At 69.9% G+C, this 15,648-nt stretch carries 20 protein-coding genes; 11 read left to right on the top strand and 9 right to left on the bottom strand.

Features of this window, described 5'->3' with window-relative positions; genetic code table 11:
• Positions 1-15: 15 nt before the first annotated feature.
• From DMA15_RS21330 to DMA15_RS21360, 7 genes are all read right to left on the bottom strand, one after another.
• Positions 16-1,095 carry a hypothetical protein gene (locus tag DMA15_RS21330; RefSeq protein ID WP_125517918.1) on the bottom strand — a complete coding sequence of 360 codons (1,080 nt, stop codon included), beginning with the start codon at positions 1,093-1,095 and terminating at the stop codon, positions 16-18.
• Entirely contained in the window at positions 1,092-1,766 is a 675-nt protein-coding gene (locus tag DMA15_RS21335) for a hypothetical protein (RefSeq protein WP_125514381.1), read from the bottom strand. Before DMA15_RS21335 ends, DMA15_RS21330 begins: the two co-directional genes overlap by 4 nt.
• 193 nt (positions 1,767-1,959) lie before the next feature.
• On the bottom strand, positions 1,960-2,709 hold the full coding sequence (locus DMA15_RS21340) for a hypothetical protein (protein ID WP_240659883.1): 750 nt from the start codon (positions 2,707-2,709) through the stop codon (positions 1,960-1,962).
• A 2-nt stretch (positions 2,710-2,711) separates the two neighbouring features.
• Complete coding sequence (locus DMA15_RS21345; protein ID WP_240659884.1) at positions 2,712-3,428, bottom strand: hypothetical protein; 717 nt, start codon at positions 3,426-3,428, stop codon at positions 2,712-2,714.
• Positions 3,418-3,831 carry a hypothetical protein gene (locus DMA15_RS21350; protein WP_125514382.1) on the bottom strand — a complete coding sequence of 138 codons (414 nt, stop codon included), beginning with the start codon at positions 3,829-3,831 and terminating at the stop codon, positions 3,418-3,420. The genes DMA15_RS21345 and DMA15_RS21350 overlap by 11 nt, the downstream gene beginning before the upstream one ends.
• A gap of 25 nt (positions 3,832-3,856) precedes the next feature.
• Positions 3,857-5,197, bottom strand: a complete 1,341-nt coding sequence (locus DMA15_RS21355) for a putative T7SS-secreted protein (protein WP_125514383.1) — start codon at positions 5,195-5,197, stop codon at positions 3,857-3,859.
• Between the two features lie 56 nt (positions 5,198-5,253).
• On the bottom strand, positions 5,254-5,544 hold the full coding sequence (locus DMA15_RS21360; RefSeq protein ID WP_125514384.1) for a hypothetical protein: 291 nt from the start codon (positions 5,542-5,544) through the stop codon (positions 5,254-5,256).
• 139 nt (positions 5,545-5,683) lie between these two features.
• Between DMA15_RS21360 and DMA15_RS21365 the strand changes: the two genes are divergently transcribed.
• Together DMA15_RS21365 and DMA15_RS21370 are read left to right on the top strand one after the other, a co-directional pair.
• A complete protein-coding gene (locus tag DMA15_RS21365) occupies positions 5,684-6,256 on the top strand; it encodes a DinB family protein (protein ID WP_125514385.1) in 573 nt (190 codons plus the stop codon).
• Between the two features lie 109 nt (positions 6,257-6,365).
• Positions 6,366-7,007 (top strand): hypothetical protein, encoded by a 642-nt coding sequence (locus tag DMA15_RS21370; protein WP_125514386.1) that lies wholly within the window; start codon positions 6,366-6,368, stop codon positions 7,005-7,007.
• Positions 7,008-7,080: 73 nt separating this feature from the next.
• Here DMA15_RS21370 and DMA15_RS21375 read toward each other — a convergent pair whose 3' ends face one another.
• Complete coding sequence (locus tag DMA15_RS21375; RefSeq protein WP_125514387.1) at positions 7,081-7,959, bottom strand: serine protease; 879 nt, start codon at positions 7,957-7,959, stop codon at positions 7,081-7,083.
• 543 nt (positions 7,960-8,502) lie between these two features.
• Here DMA15_RS21375 and DMA15_RS21380 point away from each other — a divergent pair.
• From DMA15_RS21380 to DMA15_RS21420, 9 genes are all read left to right on the top strand, one after another.
• Positions 8,503-9,246, top strand: coding sequence for a hypothetical protein (locus DMA15_RS21380; protein WP_125514388.1), 744 nt, complete (start codon positions 8,503-8,505; stop codon positions 9,244-9,246).
• Between the two features lie 17 nt (positions 9,247-9,263).
• Positions 9,264-10,109 (top strand): hypothetical protein, encoded by an 846-nt coding sequence (locus DMA15_RS21385; RefSeq protein ID WP_125514389.1) that lies wholly within the window; start codon positions 9,264-9,266, stop codon positions 10,107-10,109.
• Positions 10,106-11,416, top strand: a complete 1,311-nt coding sequence (locus DMA15_RS21390) for an ATPase, T2SS/T4P/T4SS family (protein WP_125514390.1) — start codon at positions 10,106-10,108, stop codon at positions 11,414-11,416. Before DMA15_RS21385 ends, DMA15_RS21390 begins: the two co-directional genes overlap by 4 nt.
• A 7-nt stretch (positions 11,417-11,423) precedes the next feature.
• Positions 11,424-12,449, top strand: coding sequence for a type II secretion system F family protein (locus DMA15_RS21395; RefSeq protein ID WP_125514391.1), 1,026 nt, complete (start codon positions 11,424-11,426; stop codon positions 12,447-12,449).
• On the top strand, positions 12,446-13,375 hold the full coding sequence (locus DMA15_RS21400; RefSeq protein ID WP_164551799.1) for a type II secretion system F family protein: 930 nt from the start codon (positions 12,446-12,448) through the stop codon (positions 13,373-13,375). The genes DMA15_RS21395 and DMA15_RS21400 overlap by 4 nt, the downstream gene beginning before the upstream one ends.
• 131 nt (positions 13,376-13,506) lie before the next feature.
• Positions 13,507-13,758, top strand: coding sequence for a hypothetical protein (locus DMA15_RS21405; RefSeq protein WP_125517922.1), 252 nt, complete (start codon positions 13,507-13,509; stop codon positions 13,756-13,758).
• A gap of 47 nt (positions 13,759-13,805) precedes the next feature.
• A complete protein-coding gene (locus tag DMA15_RS21410; protein WP_125514392.1) occupies positions 13,806-14,252 on the top strand; it encodes a TadE family protein in 447 nt (148 codons plus the stop codon).
• Complete coding sequence (locus tag DMA15_RS21415; RefSeq protein ID WP_125514393.1) at positions 14,252-14,755, top strand: TadE/TadG family type IV pilus assembly protein; 504 nt, start codon at positions 14,252-14,254, stop codon at positions 14,753-14,755. Before DMA15_RS21410 ends, DMA15_RS21415 begins: the two co-directional genes overlap by 1 nt.
• Positions 14,752-15,219, top strand: coding sequence for a pilus assembly protein TadG-related protein (locus tag DMA15_RS21420; protein ID WP_206302786.1), 468 nt, complete (start codon positions 14,752-14,754; stop codon positions 15,217-15,219). The genes DMA15_RS21415 and DMA15_RS21420 overlap by 4 nt, the downstream gene beginning before the upstream one ends.
• Before the next feature lie 24 nt (positions 15,220-15,243).
• On the opposite strand, the gene DMA15_RS21425 is transcribed toward DMA15_RS21420, so the two are convergent.
• Positions 15,244-15,594 carry a hypothetical protein gene (locus DMA15_RS21425; protein WP_125514394.1) on the bottom strand — a complete coding sequence of 117 codons (351 nt, stop codon included), beginning with the start codon at positions 15,592-15,594 and terminating at the stop codon, positions 15,244-15,246.
• Positions 15,595-15,648: the final 54 nt, after the last annotated feature.

Below are 15,648 nucleotides of genomic sequence, written 5' to 3' on the forward strand. Positions count from 1 at the left end.
GATCGCGTAGGGGCCTCAGCGGTTGATCGACTGCACTTCCTCGACCGTGATCTCCTGCACGACCTCGATCGTGCCGTCAGGCATGCTGACCGGGTCCGACTGGCCGGTGCCGGTCCAGCTGATTTCCCAGGTGAGGGCCGCCTTCAGGGGGAAGGTGCCGCCGTTCGAGGAGCGGTTGTAGATGATGCCGCAGGGCGGGGTCTCCTTGGACTTGCCCTTCGCGTACGGCTCGCCGATCTTGCCGTCGACTATGGGGCATTCACCGCCGGCCGGGAGCATGGTGGCGTCCTCGGTACCCGGGTTCAGGGTGAGGGACTTGGGCTTGGCGGTTGTCGTCGCGCTGATGCTGAAGCCGGGGACGTCGATCGCCGCGGTGGCCCGAACCTCGTCGAAGGCCGCCTTGTCGAGCCAGGCCCACGTGGGCAGGTTCACCTTCGTGGTGTTCTCCGGCGCGAGGGAGACCTTCGTCTTGGGCAGCTGCATGCGCTGGTAGGCCAGGTCGGCGAGCATCTCCGGCTTGATGGCCTCCTCGTACTGCGGCGGCGGGGCCTCGCCCTCGTCGACCCAGAAGGGGATGTCGTTGCACGAGCTGCGCTTGAGGATGTCCGGCTCGTTGGGGTTCTCGACGGCGGCCCAGAACATCCCCTTGCCGTCCTTGGCGACGTTGTAGTCCTTGTAACCGGGGGTGTCGGTCCAGCCGTAGTCGTCCTCGTAGTGCCGCTGCAACTCCGCGAGCGCGGCGCCCGCGTGACCGGCCATGCCCGGCGCGCTCATGGAGTCCTTGAGCTCCTTGGACATCTTCTTCTTGAAGTCCTTGGCACCGAGGTAAGGGGCGTACCAGCAGGGCGGAGGATTCCAGGTGACGTCGGAGGAGGCGACGTTTCCGGGGCTGCCGTTGTCGGTGACGGCGCCGGTGTATTTGATGCGTGCGGCGGCGTAGATGCTGGTGCCGTCGGTGCCGCCCTTCTCCTCGGCGGTGGCGCCCTTGCCGGAGCCGACCGGCTTCGCCGCGTAGGCGGATTCCGTGAGGACAAGGGCGCTGAGTGTGAGTGTCAGAGCCGTGGTGCTGAGGGCAGTACGCCGGGTTCTGTTCACTGGCACTTCTCCGCCTCCGTCTCGACGAACACCTTCGATGCCTGCCACAAGCCGTTGCCCGTCGGGAACTTGACCATGATGAGCTTGAAATGGTCGAAGTCCTTGATGCTCCTCTTGGTCTTCAGGAGCTTCCCGGACTTGATCTCCTTGCCGTAGAACTTGCCCGAGTCGGCGCAGAAGGCGACCTCTACCGAACTGCCGTTGGGAGCGGACCGAGTGGTGGCCTGGTAGTGACGCAACGTGCCGGTAGCCGTCCATCCGCCCTTGATCCACTCATTGATCTGCACCTTCGCGTAGTGCAGTCCGTCGCCAGTGGAATACGCGGTCACCGCCGCGTCCTTCGACGTGCGCTTGTCGACGCCCCGGTAAATCGCCCGCATGAAATTCGCCGCGTCGCTCATCGCGGCCGCCTCGTTCTTGTCCTTCGGCTTGTTCCAGTCGAAGACCAGGTTCATGTCCTTGGACAGGGAGACGTCCACACCGTCCGGCTTGTCCTCTGCGGGCGCGGCCGACGGCGACGTCGACTTCTTCGGCTTCGCCGGGTCCTGGTCGGCGCCGGCGATCTTGTCGTTGTCCTTGGACTTGTCGTCGTCCCCGCTGCCGCAGCCCGTCAGGAGCAGGGCTGCGGTCGCGGCGAGCGCGGCGGTGACGGGCAGGGTGCGGCGGTTCACGGTCGGCTCCCGGTGGGGCGAGGATGTCTCCAACGGGCCGACGTTATCTATGGGGTTGGTGGTTCCGCCAGGGTCGATAGTGGGGCAAGGTGTGCCATCCCGGCGGACTGTCATCGTGTCGTGACGCGTCATTTGCCTTGATGGAAAGGTCAATGGCGTTGGGAAGCGTGCCGCCGGTACGCCCGTGCCCTACTCATGACCCCGTCCGCGGGTTCCAGATGCCCAGCGTCCGTGCGAGTTCCTCCAGGTCCTCCGCCGCGCGCATGACGTGCGCGATGTCCTCGGAGGCGGTCCAGATGACGACGTCCGCCCCGTGCTCCTCGACCTGCCACGCGTAGCGGACGCAGGCCAGCAGGTGGGTCGAGTCCTCCTGCGGGACGTAGCGGAAGGTGGTCATCCCCTTGCCGAGCTTCTCGGATTTGACGGTCTTGACGACAGGCGGCTCGACCGCAGTCGCGTCGTCCGCCATGGTGAGCGCGCGCAGCGTCTCCTCGCGCGGGCCCGACGCGGGGCCCAGTGCCGCGAGGACCGGGAGCGGGGCGTCGGCGGGGTGGTCGACGTGGAGAAAGACCCAGTGGTCCGAGCCGGGCGGCGCGAAGGTCTCGGCGCACCGCAGCAGGGTCCCGGCGACGAAGTCGACGCCGTTCGGGCCGGGGTCGAGATCGCTGTCCTGCCACAGGTCCTCGGCTACCTCCCGCGCCCAGGTGCCGATGTCCTCCCACGTCTCCGAGGGCGCCGTGCGGCCGGCGCGGGGCGGGACCATGATCCATGCGTCCTCGTCCACGTCCTCGATGTCGATGACGGGCCAGAAGTACTTCTTGGTGGGCTCCTCGCCGCCGAGCTGGGTCACACCACCGCGGGGCTCGCTCACGTCACCGTGGGGCTCGGTCGCACCACCGCGGGGCTCGCTCACCTCGTACGTACCGCTCATATCTGATGGCATCGTCATCCTCGGGTCCAGCGGAAGTTCGCCATCACGGCGTCGAACCATTCGACGAGCGCCTCGGCCAGCTCGTCCCGGGGGTCGCCGCCCCCGACCGTCGAGAACGCCGCCACGAACCAGCGGTCGGGGTCCCCGGGCACGGAGAGGATGTACTCGACGCGGCGCGAGGCCAGTTCCGCGCCCTTGGCCGGAGCGGCTTCCACCACGTGCTCGCGGCGCACGGCGAGGGCGTCGTCGATCTCTCCCGAGCTGAGGTCGGCGTTCTCCACGCCGTCCCTGGACAGGAGTTGCACCGCGACCTCGGTCGGCTCGGACTCCGTCCGCGGTTCGCCCGGGCGCCGGGGCACCACGGACTCCGAGACCAGGATCGAGGCCCCGACGCTGACGCCGCCCATCGGCTTCACCGGCAGGTAGAGGTCGAGCGCCTTGCTCTTCTGGGCGTCGGCGACGGAGGAGCGGAAGCGGCGCTCCAGTTCACGCTTGTAGGGGCCGATGCGGTCCTGCGGGGCGTCGGCGGGTATGCGGGCGAAGGCGTCGTCGAGGATGCGGCGGACGGCCTCCTCCGTACCCTGCCGCAGCGGGATCTGGGCCCACTGGTCGGGCAGCAGGACGCGGTAGCCGGTCGCCGGGGAGTCGGTGACGGGTGGCTCGGTCGCCGGAGGGTCGGTGACGGGCGGATCGGTGGGCTCCGCCTCGGGGCCGGTCTGTTCAGGCAGCACGAAGTCGTTCCTTGCGGTTGAGATGCCACATCGAGGCGAAGCCGACGAGGCAGATGCCCGCGGCGACCCAGAGGGACCAGTGGTTCCGGCCGATGGCACCCATCAGCGCGTACAGGAGATACAGAGCGAGCGCCCCCCTGATGAGGCTGCGCTCCCCCGCCAGCTCCTTCCAGTCGTCCGGACGCCGGGACAGGAGGATCAGGGTCACGGGTACGAGGGCACACACGGCCCAGTCCCAGGTCGGCCACGGCACGAGCTGCTCGTCGAAGAAGTCCTTGCTGGCGGGGGCGGCGAACATGCGCAGCATCGACAGCAGGAAGACCCACTTGAAGATCCCGAGGCGCAGCGCCAGCCGCCGCTCGGTGCGATCCGTCGCCTCAGGGCGTCGTTCTTTCCCGGCCATCAGAGCGCCGCCGCCTTCGCCCTCGTCACCATCGCGATCCCACCGGCTGTGTCATGCGGTCCTTCATACGGCTGTACTCACCGTCCGAGACCAGGTCGCCGCCCTTGTCGGCCGTGTCGAGGCCGGTGCCGACCGCCCACGAACCGCGCAGGGCGTCCTTCTGGCGCGCGGCCTCCCGGGCGTTCTCCGCGAGCTTGGTGTTGTCCGGGTACTTGTCGCGCCACTTGTTGATGTCCTTCATCTGCTGGCCGAGCTTCGCGTCGCCGAGCACACTGGCCTTCTCCTGGGCGGTGATCTGGGGCAGCTCGGCGTCGCGCACCTTGTTGCCCGCCGCCTGGTTCTTCTGCTCCATCCGCAGTCGGCGGGCGCGGTTCTTCTGGCGGTCGCCGCCCGACCTGCCTCCGCCCTTCTTCTCGCCCTTGGCCGCGTTCTTCATCGCGTTCTTCCGGGTCTCCGCCGCGCCTTCCTTCGCCACACCGGCGGCGGTCTTGCGGGAACTCTGCTGCAGCGCCTTGATGGCCTTGGCGGCCTTCACGCCATTACGTGCCATCTTCAGCGCGCCGATGTCCATCACGACGTCGAACCACGAGCCGTTTCCTGTGACCGCCATCAACAGGTGGGCGGCGGCGACGACAGCCGTCAGGGCGAGTGCGATGACGCCGAGGGCGGGGAAGAACATGGCGGCGATACCCACGACCGTGGCGAGCCAGCTCAGTTTGTCGGCCCAGTCGCCTATCCAGTCGGCGTCACCGACCCACGCCTTGAAGTCGTTCCACCAACTGTCCTTCATGTCGTCGTCGATGGACTTACGGATTTTCCCGGCGTAATGGCCCGCGCGCTCGTTGTAGTCACCGGCCGCGGAATTGACACGGCCGCGGGCGTCCGCCAGGTCCTCCTTCGCCTTCTTGAGCGCGGGATCCTCGGTATCGGACCCCTTGTCGCCCTTATCGTCCTTGCCGTCCTTGGCGCCCTTCTCGTCGTCCTTGCCCTTTTTCTCGGACTCCGGCTTGCTCTCGTGGGCGTCGATGATCCGCTTGGCGTCCTTGGCGTCACCGAGCGCCTTGTCCGCCCGCTTCTGGAACCCTTCGAGCTCTTCGGCCCAACCGGACAGGTGCCCCTTGACCTCGCGGTAGCGGTCCTCCGCCTCGTCGAGCTTGCGGCCGAGGGCACGGGAGTCCTCGCCCAGCTTCTCCGCGTACTTGCCCTTGAGATTGTCGGCGTCGGCCATCGCGGTGAGCGCCTCGGCCTGCGTACGCAGGTACTCGGCGATCTTCTTCATGTGCTTGACCTGCTCGCGGACCGCGACGGGATCACCGGGTACGGGATCGCTCTCGCGCAGCGGCTGCCAGTCCTTGGGTCGTGCCATTTCCTTCTCCCCCGAAATGAACGTCTCGCTCCGGCGTCGCTACTTCTCGCCGGCCCTCACTTCTTCTTGCCGGTCTTCGCCAGCTGATCCTCGAGCTTCTTGAACGCGTCCCTGGTGTTCTCCACCATTTTTCCGACTTCGCCCAGGGACTCGAGGAGACGCTTGCGGTTCTTGTCCCAGTTGTCGACGAAGTCGGTCATGGCGTCCTTGATGTCGGGTGCGCCGACCGCCGACTTGACGTCGTCCTTCCATTCGCCGAGGTTCTTGAACTCGGTCTCGATGGCGCTCAGTTGGCTCGCCGACTTGTTCAGCAACTGAAAGTCGACGATCAGGTCCGATGCGGACATATTCCCCCGTTCCTGGCTGCTTTCCGGAGTCCGACCGCGAATGGGGCGGGTGCGCGGAAGGATACCCAGGAGCGTGCGCGTTGCCGATTTCCCGGGCAACCGGAGCGCGGTGGTACACCCGCCTCGGCATGATGGCCCAATGCCCGAAGAAACCCGCACCCCCGCCTCTCACACCCCCACCCCCCTCACCCCCACCCCCCTCACCCCCACCCCCCGCCGCACCGACCCCCCACGCTCCGCCGCAGGCGAACGCGTCTCCCTCACCGCCTTTCTCCAGTACCAGCGCGAGACCCTCGCGATGAAGTGCGCCGGGCTGACCGTCGAGCAGCTCAAGGAGCGGGCCGTGCCGCCCTCGGAGATGTCGTTGCTCGGGCTGGTCCGACACCTTGCCGAGGTCGAGCGGAGCTGGTTCAGAAACGTGCTGAACGGTGAGGCGCTGAAGACCAATTGGAGGGGGCGTCTGCCCGGTGAGCCCGCCGATTTTGACGTGGCGGACGCCGATGCCGACGAGGCCTTCGAGGTCTGGCACGCGGAGTGCGCCCGCTCCCGCGCCGTCGTGGACGCCCTCGACTCCCTGGACGCCACCGGTGAGCACGACGGAGAGGCGTACTCCCTCCGTTATGTCCTCACGCACATGATCGAGGAGTACGCCCGCCACAACGGCCACGCCGACCTGCTCAGGGAGCGGATCGACGGCGTCACGGGGGAGTAGCGGGCGGCGGCCCGGCGGTGACCGGAGCCTCGTAGGCTGGCCCGGGCCGGACCGGCGAGCAGTCGGCCGGCCGGCCCGGCATACGCCGACGAAGGGGACGAGAACAGCCATGGCCCGCTACACAGCACCGCAGACCATCGCGCGCGGCGGATTCAGCATCAAGGTGCCGGAGACGTGGTGGGAGTTCGACGTACGCCCCGAGTCCCGCGACGCCGCCATCCGCCAGATGATCAACGACCGTGTGCGGGCCCGGCCCGAGCTGGCCCCGTACCGCGAGACCTTCGAGGGCTTCCTGCGCAAGGCATCGAAGGACGCCTGGCAGTCCGGTGCCCTCTACTGCGGCTGCATGGCGGAGACCTTCGGCGGCGATACGCCGGTCACCGGCTCGGTCACCGTCTCCCTGGTCGGCGCCCGCACGCCCAGCGGCGACATACTCCCGACCGACCCGGACCGCATCGTCGCCCAGCTCGGCGTGCGCGAGGCCAAGCGAGAGGGTGACGCGTGGCGCAAGGTCACGACGGTCGAGATCCCGGGCGTCGGCCTCGCGGCGCGCACGTACGGCGTCGAGGACATCTCCGTGCCGGGCGACGACCGCACGATCCGCGTCGTCCTGATGCAGACGTTCGTTCCGGTGCCGGGTCAGGAGGGGAAGGTGGCGCTGGTCTCGGGGAGCAGCCAGATCCTCGAACTGGCGGACTCGTTCTTCGACATCTTCGACGCGGTGACGTCTACGTTCCGCTTCGCGGAGTAAGGCCCCCGAGAGGGGCGGGCCGCTCGGAAGTGCGGCCCGCCCCGCGCCCTTGTTCAGGCCGGCGCCCGCCGCGTCAGCGGCGGTTCAGCGCCCGCTTGATCTTCTTGGCGGACGGCGACTCGTCCAGCGTCTTCCACAGCTTCGAGGAGCTGAGGGACGTATAGACGCCGGGGGCACCCTGCGCGCCGCAGCCGTCGCCGTAGGAGACGACGCCGATCAGAATCGGGGCCTCGCGGCCCGGTACCTTGCGGAAGATGGGGCCGCCGCTGTCGCCCTGGCAGGAGTCCTTCGTCTCGACTCCGGCGCAGAAGTTGACCTTCGCGTCGTACTCCTTGTAGCTCGTCCGGCACTCGGCGTGCGAGAGGATCGGGACCCTCACCTGGCGCAGGCGGTCCGGCGTGTGGGTCAGCTCCGTGTCCGTGTTGCCCCAGCCCGCGACCGTCGCCTTCTGGCCCGGACGGATCAGCGCGTCGGTGCCCTGGGTGGGCAGCGCCACCGGGGAGATGCCGCGGACCGGCTTCGCCAGCTGGAGGAACGCCACGTCGTACGCCTCCTGGCCCTTGAGGTAGCGCGGGTGCACGACGACGCCGCCCTTGGCGATGTTCCGTATCTGGCCCTGCCGGGCCGAGAGCACCGTGCGGCCCACCGCGACCTGGAGCGTCTTCGGCTTGACCGGCTTGCCCTCGTCGTCGACCAGGCAGTGCGCGGCCGTCACGACCGTGTCCGGGGTGAGGAGGCTGGCCCCGCAGAACTGCCGGTCGCGGACGCTGCCCGGGCCCTTCTCCAGGACCGCCGTCATGAACGGGTAGGCGTCGTTGGGGACTTCGGTGCCGCCGATGATCGCGTGGGCGGCGGGGGCGGAGGTGGCGACCATCGCGAGGGCGGCGCCGGTCGCCGCGATGCCGGCGGCGAGGGAGGTCCGGCGGGTGGGGGTTCTCGGAGTGGTGGTCATGCGAGTCATGGGGGGTTCGCTTCTCTTTCGTGTCGGCCAACAGGCGCTTGGCGGAACGCGTTTCCTTCGCGCGGAATAAGAGAGGGGGAATAGGCGAGGCGGGTTCACTCCGCCGGGCGCCGTCCCGCCCTCATCGGGCAACCGAGTTGCGTGGGTTGTGAGGAGGAACGCGGGCGGTTCAGTGCCCCCGCACGCGGACTTGACCCCGCGCGGGAACCGGCCGCGCCCCCCGCCGCGTCCCCCACGGGGCCGGCGGATCACGACACGGGCCGCTTATTCGCGTACGCACACAAATCCCGTTCCCCGCAATCCGGGAACGGCGTCGGAACCGGCGAGTGCGGATCGCGCGTGGATAACGATGGGGCTTGTGAGCTTCGCGATCTTTAACGTGCCTTGAGGGGCTTATATGCTGCTGATACGGTGCGATGACTTGACACTGAGCCTGGGGCTGAATAGCCCGCCCGAGGCGGGGCGTAGAGAGTCGCGAGTGTCACAAATGACGGAAATTGACCGAATCTTCTTGGGCGTGCGGGGAGCAGTTGCGTGAAGATCCAGGAGCGTATGGGGGCGGGCAACAGCCGTTCCGCCGCGCCGGCTCAGCCGACCGTCGGTGAGCGCCTTCCCGCGCCGCCTCGCGAGCGCAAACCGGCACTGGCCGCACTGGCCGTTCTGCTGATCCTGGTCGGCGCGCTCGGCGCCACGGTCCTCGTGCTTCAGGCCGGTGACCGCATCGAGGTCGTCAAGGTCACGAAGGAGATCCCGGCGGGCGAGGCGCCCGTCGAGGGCGAGAACATCACCAGCGTGATGGTCGCCGAGGACAAGTCCATCAACTACGTCCCGTGGGCCCAGGTCGACGCCCTCTCCAGGCTCAAGGCCAAGAACACCATCCCCGGCGGCACGGTCGCCGTCGGCGAGATGTTCGGTGCCAAGGCCGGTCTGCCCGCGGGCAAGGCCTCCGTCGGCCTCTCCCTCAAGGAGGGCCAGTACCCCGCCGACCTGAAGCCCGGCGACACCGTCGCCGCCTACCCCGTGCTCTCCGGCACCTCGACCGGCAAGGGCTCCGGCGGAAGCGGCTCCAGCGGAAGCAGCTCCGGCAACTCCGGCAGCGGCTCGCCCCTGGTCGCCGCCGCCAAGGTGAGCACCCTCACCGCCAAGAGCGACGCCACCGTGAGCACCGGCAACCAGAGCATCACCCTCCTCGTCCCGCGGGAAGAGGTCGCGGCTCTGGCGAGCGCCGCGTCCGAGGGCAAGGTCGTCGTCGTCCGCGTCACCGACAACAGCAACTAGAGGCGAGCAGAAGAGACATGGCGCTCATCGCACTCGCCGCCGACAAAGGGTCGCCCGGCGTCACCACCGCTGCCGTCGCGCTGGCCGCCGTCTGGCCGCGCCGCGTCCTGGTCGCGGAGACCGACCCCGCGGGCGGCGACCTCGTCTACCGCAGCGCGGCCGCCCACGGCGGCCCGCTCAACCCCAACACCGGCATGCTCTCCATCGCGGCCACGGCCCGCCGCGGTCTCGTCCCCGACCAACTCTGGGACCACACCCAGCCGTTGAGCGGCGGACTCGAAGTCCTCGTCGGGCTCGGCAACGCCGAGCAGGCCGCGGGCCTCGCCGGGCTCTGGCCGACCCTCGGGCGCGCCTTCTCCCAGCTCGCCGACTCGCCGCACGCGCCCGCCGACGTCATCGCGGACTGCGGACGCGTCAGCGGCGACACCCCGGCCGTCGAACTCTTCCCGCAGGCCGCCCTCGTCCTGCTCGTCTCGCGCACGGAGCCCGAGGCGATCGCCCGCGTACGCGACCGGGCCGCGGCCCTCGCCACCAAGCTGCACGGCGGCGCACGGGGCGCCGCCTCGCTCGCGACGCCGCTCATCGGCGTACTCCTGATCGCGGACCCCTCGACGTCGGGCAAGCTCGTCCACCAGGTCAACGACATGCTGATGGCCGCCCAGACCGGCGCCCGCGTCGTGGGCACCCTCGCCGACGACCCGGCTGGCGCCGACCAGTTGGCAGGCCGCAAGCGCGGACGCCTCGACAAGTCGCTGCTCATCCGCTCCGCCCGCAAGGTGACCGTCGACCTGTACCAGCAGTACGGCGCCGCCTGGACCAACCCCGTGGCGCAGCAGCGCCAGCAGCACGGAGCGGGCCGATGAGCACGCCCGTCGATCACCAGCTGGTGAAGCGGTTCCGGCAGGAAGCCGGTGACCGCATCGCCGAGCAGCGCCGCCTCGACCAGGTCTCCGGCGTCACCCCGATGTCGGGCGAGGACGAGCGGCACTACGCCCGCGCCGTCATCGCGCAGATCCTGGAGGAGTACGCGCGCGCGGAGATCAACGCCGGGCGCACCCCCCTCGACGCGGAGACCGAGGAGCAGTACGCGGCCGCCGTGCACGCCGCGCTCTTCGGCGTCGGACGGCTGCAGCCGCTGCTCGACGACCCCGAGGTCGAGAACATCGACATCAACGGCTGCGACCAGGTCTTCGTCGGATACGCCGACGGCCGCGAGACCAAGGCCGACCCGGTCGCCGAGACCGACGAGGAACTCGTCGAGCTGATCCAGGTACTCGGCGCCTACTCCGGTCTCTCCTCCCGGCCCTTCGACTCCGCGAACCCGCAGCTCGACCTCCGGCTGCCCGACGGTTCGCGTCTGTCGGCGGTCATGGACGTCACGCGCCGCCCGGCCCTGTCCATCCGCCGCGCCCGCATGGGCAAGGTCTTCATGTCGGACCTCGTCGGCAACGGCACGCTCACCCCGGAGATCGGCCACTTCCTGGCCTGCGCGGTCCGGGCCCGCAAGAACATCATGATCGCGGGCGCGACCAACGCCGGTAAGACCACGCTCCTTCGCGCCCTCGCCAACGAGATCCCGCCGCACGAGCGCCTGGTGACCGTCGAGCGCGCCCTGGAGCTCGGCCTCGACCAATTCGCCGACCTGCACCCGAACGTCGTCGCGTTCGAGGAGCGGCTGCCCAACTCCGAGGGCCAGGGCGAGATCACGATGGCCGAGCTGGTGCGCCGCTCGCTGCGCATGAACCCCTCGCGCGTCATCGTCGGTGAGGTCCTCGGCGACGAGATCGTCACGATGCTCAACGCGATGTCGCAGGGCAACGACGGCTCGCTCTCCACGATCCACGCCAACAGCTCCAGCGAGGTCTTCAACCGCATCTCCACCTACGCGCTCCAGGCCGCCGAACGCCTCCCCATCGAGGCGAGCCAGATGCTGGTGGCGGGCGCGGTCAACTTCGTCGTCTTCATCCAGCGGCGCAACAACTACCAGTCCGGCGGCAAGCTCCAGCGCATGGTGACCTCGGTCCGCGAGGTCAACGGCGTCGACGGCCGCGTCCTGTCCAGCGAGGTCTTCGCGGAGGCCCCCGACGGGCGGGTCGTCGCGCACGCGCCGATAGCCTGCATGGACGACCTGGCCGCTTTTGGCTACCGCCCCGCCGGGCAATGGGGGTGAGCACGACATGAACGCATCCGATCCGCTGGCAGCGGGTTCCCTCGGCTCCATGGGCGGCCTCTTCTCGCTGCCCGTCCTGTACGCACTGGGGTGCGGCGTCGCCGCGGGCGGCGGCATCGCGCTCCTGGCGATCGCGCTCCGCGGCCTGCCCGTCAAGCCCGCCCACGAGAAGCACAAGGCGAGCGAGCGCTGGAGCGAACTGCTCCGGTTCGCCGGGCGGCGCGGTTCGCTCGCCGCCGGTGTCGGCCTCGCCGTCCTCCTCCTCACCCGCTGGGCCGTGGCGGGCATCGCCGCCGGCGTCCTCGTCTTCTTCTGGGACAAGCTCTTCGGCGGCGCCGCCGAGGAACGCGCCCAGATGAAGCGCGTGGAGGCCCTCGCCGCCTGGACGGAATCGCTGCGCGACACGATCGCGGGCGCGGTCGGCCTCGAACAGGCCATCCCCGCGTCGGCCCGCGCGGCGGCCCCCGTGCTCCGCCCCCACCTGGACGCCCTGGTGGACCGGTTGCGCGCCCGCACCCCGCTCCCCGAGGCCCTGCAGATCCTCGCCGACGAGATCGACGACGCGTCGGCGGACATCATCGTCGCGGCGCTCATCCTCAACGCCAAGCTGCGTGGCCCCGGCCTGCGCCAGGTGCTCGGCGCGCTCGCCAAGTCGGCGCGCGAGGAGGTCGACATGCGCCAGCGCGTCATGGCGCAGCGCGCCTCGACCCGCCGCTCGGTGCAGATCGTGGTGGCGGTCTCGGTCGCCTTCGTCCTCGGCCTGTCCATCTTCAACCGCGAGTTCGTCGAGCCCTACGGCACCCCGGTCGGGCAGCTCGTGCTCGCCATGGTCTGCGCCCTGTTCGCGCTGGGCTTCTGGTGGCTGCGGAAGCTGTCGACGGTGGAGACGCCGGACCGCTTCCTGGTCAAGGACGAGCCGGGCGTGCAGTTCGTGCGCCCCCGGGGCCCGGCCGCCACCGCCGACCAGCCCCAGCAGCCGTCGCCGCAGGGCCTGCCGGGCTACTCCAACTCTCCCGAGGGGGTACGTCGATGAGCCTGACGATGCCGATAGTGATCGGCGCGGTGCTCGGCCTCGGCGTCTTCGCCCTCGTACGCGCCCTCATGCCGTCCAAGCAGAGCGCGGTCGCCCAGGTCGCCCGCATCGACGCGCTGCGGGCGCGCGGCGCGGCGTACGAGTCGCACCGGGCCACCTCGGACACGGAGAAGCCGGGCCGCATCGGATCGATGCGCACCCGCGTCGGCACGCGCGTCGCGGACTTCTACCTCCAGCAGGGCTGGGAACTGCGCTCGCTCCGGGCCGACCTCGCGGTCCTCGACCGCAGCTGGGAGAAGTTCCTGGCGACGAAGGTGCTGCTCGCCGCCGCCGGTGTCTTCTTCGGCCCGTTCCTCTTCGCCATCATCTTCACGCTCGGCATCGGCCGCAGCCCGGTCATCCCGGTCTGGCTCGCGCTGATGTTCGGCGTGCTCTTCTTCTTCCTGCCCGACCTGGAAGTACGCAGGGACGCTGCGGACAAGCGGCGCGATCTGCGCCGCGTCATCGGCGCCTATCTGGACCTGGTGTCGATGAGCCTCGCGGGCGGCCGCGGTCTCCCCGAGGCGCTCATGGCGGCGGCGGAAGTCTCCGACGGATGGGCGACGCAGCGCATCAGGACCGCGCTGGCCGACGCCCGCATCACCGGCGTCAGTCAGTGGCAGGCCCTCGGCGCGCTCGGCGAGGAACTGGGCGTCGAGGAGCTGAAGGACCTGTCGGCGTCCCTGGCGCTGGTGGCGGACGACGGCGCGAAGGTGCGCGAGTCGCTCGCCTCCCGCGCGGAGACGATGCGGCATCGCGAGATGGCCGAGATCGAGGGCAGCGCGGGCGAGAAGTCCCAGTCGATGCTGGTGGCCCAGCTGCTGCTGTGCGCGGGCTTCCTGGTCTTCCTCATCTTCCCTGCGGCGATGCGGGTGTTCCAGGTCTAGCCGCCCTTCGACGACGGTGCCGGCGACAACGGGGCCCGGTACCTCCTCCCCCCACCACTCCTGAGAGGACACACACCATGAACGGACCGAACGAAACGAACGGACTGGACGCCCCCAGCGGTCCGGGCGGCCTGAACGGGCGGAACTTCCGCACCGGCAACCCCGGCCTCGACTTCGTCATCACCTTCCTTCAGGGCCGCGTGCAGCGCGTCCGCTCCGGCGAGCTGGACCGCGGCGCGTCCGCGGTCGAGTGGGTCATCATCTCGGCGGTCGTCGTGGCGATCGTGGGCGCGGTGGCCGCGGTCATCAACGAGGCGCTGGACAAGGGCGCCGACAAGGTCGGCAAGTGCATCGAGGGCGCGGACGCCGACAGCACCTGCTGAGGTGGCGGCGCACCGGGTGAACCGAACGGGGACGGGAGCGGACACGCATGCGCGAGCGTGCAAGACGATGGGTACGCCGCAGGGTGGAGGCCGCCTCCGCCCGCGGCGAATCCGGCATGACCGCGATCGAGTTCGTGCTGCTCACCCCGGTGCTGTTCTTCATGATCTTCGCGACGGTCCAGTTCGCGCTGTACTTCTTCGCGGATCACGTCGCCCAGGCGGCGGCGCAGGCGGGCGCGCGCAAGGCCCGCGCGACGGCGGACGAGAACGCGGGCGGCTGGCGCGGCGAGGCGCGTGACGTGGCCGACGCGTACATCCGCCAGCTCGGCCCGCAGCTGGTGCTCGACCCGGAGGTGCGGACGATCCAGCCGGACCCGGGCACCGTCGGTGTGGAGATCACGGCGAGGGTGCCGATGGTCTTCCCCGGCCTCGACTTCACCGTGCACGCGCAGTCCGCGGGGCCGGTGGAGCGGTTCGTGGAGGACAACGGCTGATGCGTGACGTGGGGGTTGGCGTGGGGGCCGGTACGGGGGCCGGGGCCGCGGCGGGAGGCCGCCTGCGGGTGGCGCTCCGGGCGCGCGCCCGGGCCCGGACGCGCGGGGGAGACCGGGGGCTCTCGACCATCGAGGTCGTGATCCTCGCCCCCGTGATGATCCTGTTCATCCTCGTCCTGGTGGCCTTCGGGCAGCTCGTCGACGGCCGAGGGGCCATCGACGGCGCGGCGCGCGACGCGGCGCGCGCGGGCTCGATCCAGAAGGAGCACGGCACGGCGCTCGCGGAGGCGCGCAGGGCCGCGCGGGCGGACCTCGCCGACGTCTGCTCGGGGCCGGTCAGCGTCGTACAGAAGAGCGCCGGTTTCGACCCCGACGTCGACCCCTTCTTCACGGTCGAGGTCAGCTGCCAGGTGCGGGGCCTGGCCATGATCGGCGTGGATGTGCCGACCACGCTGAAGGCCAGCTTCAGCTCCCCGCTCGACCCGTACCGGAGGTCGGCGTGACGACGAAGCACACTGGCGTACGCGCCTTCGCCGCCGCCCGCCGGGAAGCGCTGGACGACCGGGGCTCGGGCGCGGGCGCGGTCATCATCTTCGCGCTCGTCTTCCTCTCCCTCGCCGCGTTCGTGATCGACGGCGGGCTCTCCATCTCCAAGCGGGAGCGGGCCGCGGACATCGCGGAGCAGGCCGCGCGTTACGCAGCGCAGGACCTCGACATGGAGGGCATCTACGAGGGAGCCAAGGGCGCCCCCATCAACTTCGAGAACTGCGGCGCCCGGGTCCAGGCCTTCGTCAGGGAGGCGGGCCTGACCGGCGCGGACGCGGCGGCGACGCACTGCGTGACGGCGAACGCGCAGCAGGTCGAGGTAGAGGTCCGGATGACCTACAGCCCCGTCTTCACGGGGATGTTCTACGGCGGGGACGTCACGGTGACGGGGCGCGCGGTCGCGGAGAACGAGGTGGGCTGAGGCCAGGCCTGGCGCGGGGCGCGGCTACTTCCCGTCGCCCTTGCCGCCGCCCTTGCCGCCCTTCCCCTCATTCGCCTTCACCGCGTCATTGACCTGCTTGGCCAAGTCGTCGTCCAGCTTCTTGAACTCGCGCACCACCGCGTCCGACAGCTCCGCGAGCTGGTCCAGTTGCTGGCCGATGTCCTCGCGGCCGTCCTCCCAGTTGGACTCGAAGTCGTCCAGGGAGTCGTACACCCCGCCGTCGCCGATGTCGTCGCGGTAGGACTCGAAGATCTTCTTGGTGCGGTTCATGCGGTCCTTGATGGAGCGCAGCCGCCTGCCGTAGTCCTCCAGGTCGGTGATCGGAACCGCGAGGTCGCTCTTCCCCTTGCCCATGGTCATCTCCCCCTTCGCACGCCACTGACGACGCTACCGTGTCATGAATCGGGC

The organism is Streptomyces sp. WAC 01529, assembly GCF_003945545.1.
Classification (GTDB): domain Bacteria; phylum Actinomycetota; class Actinomycetes; order Streptomycetales; family Streptomycetaceae; genus Streptomyces; species Streptomyces anatolicus.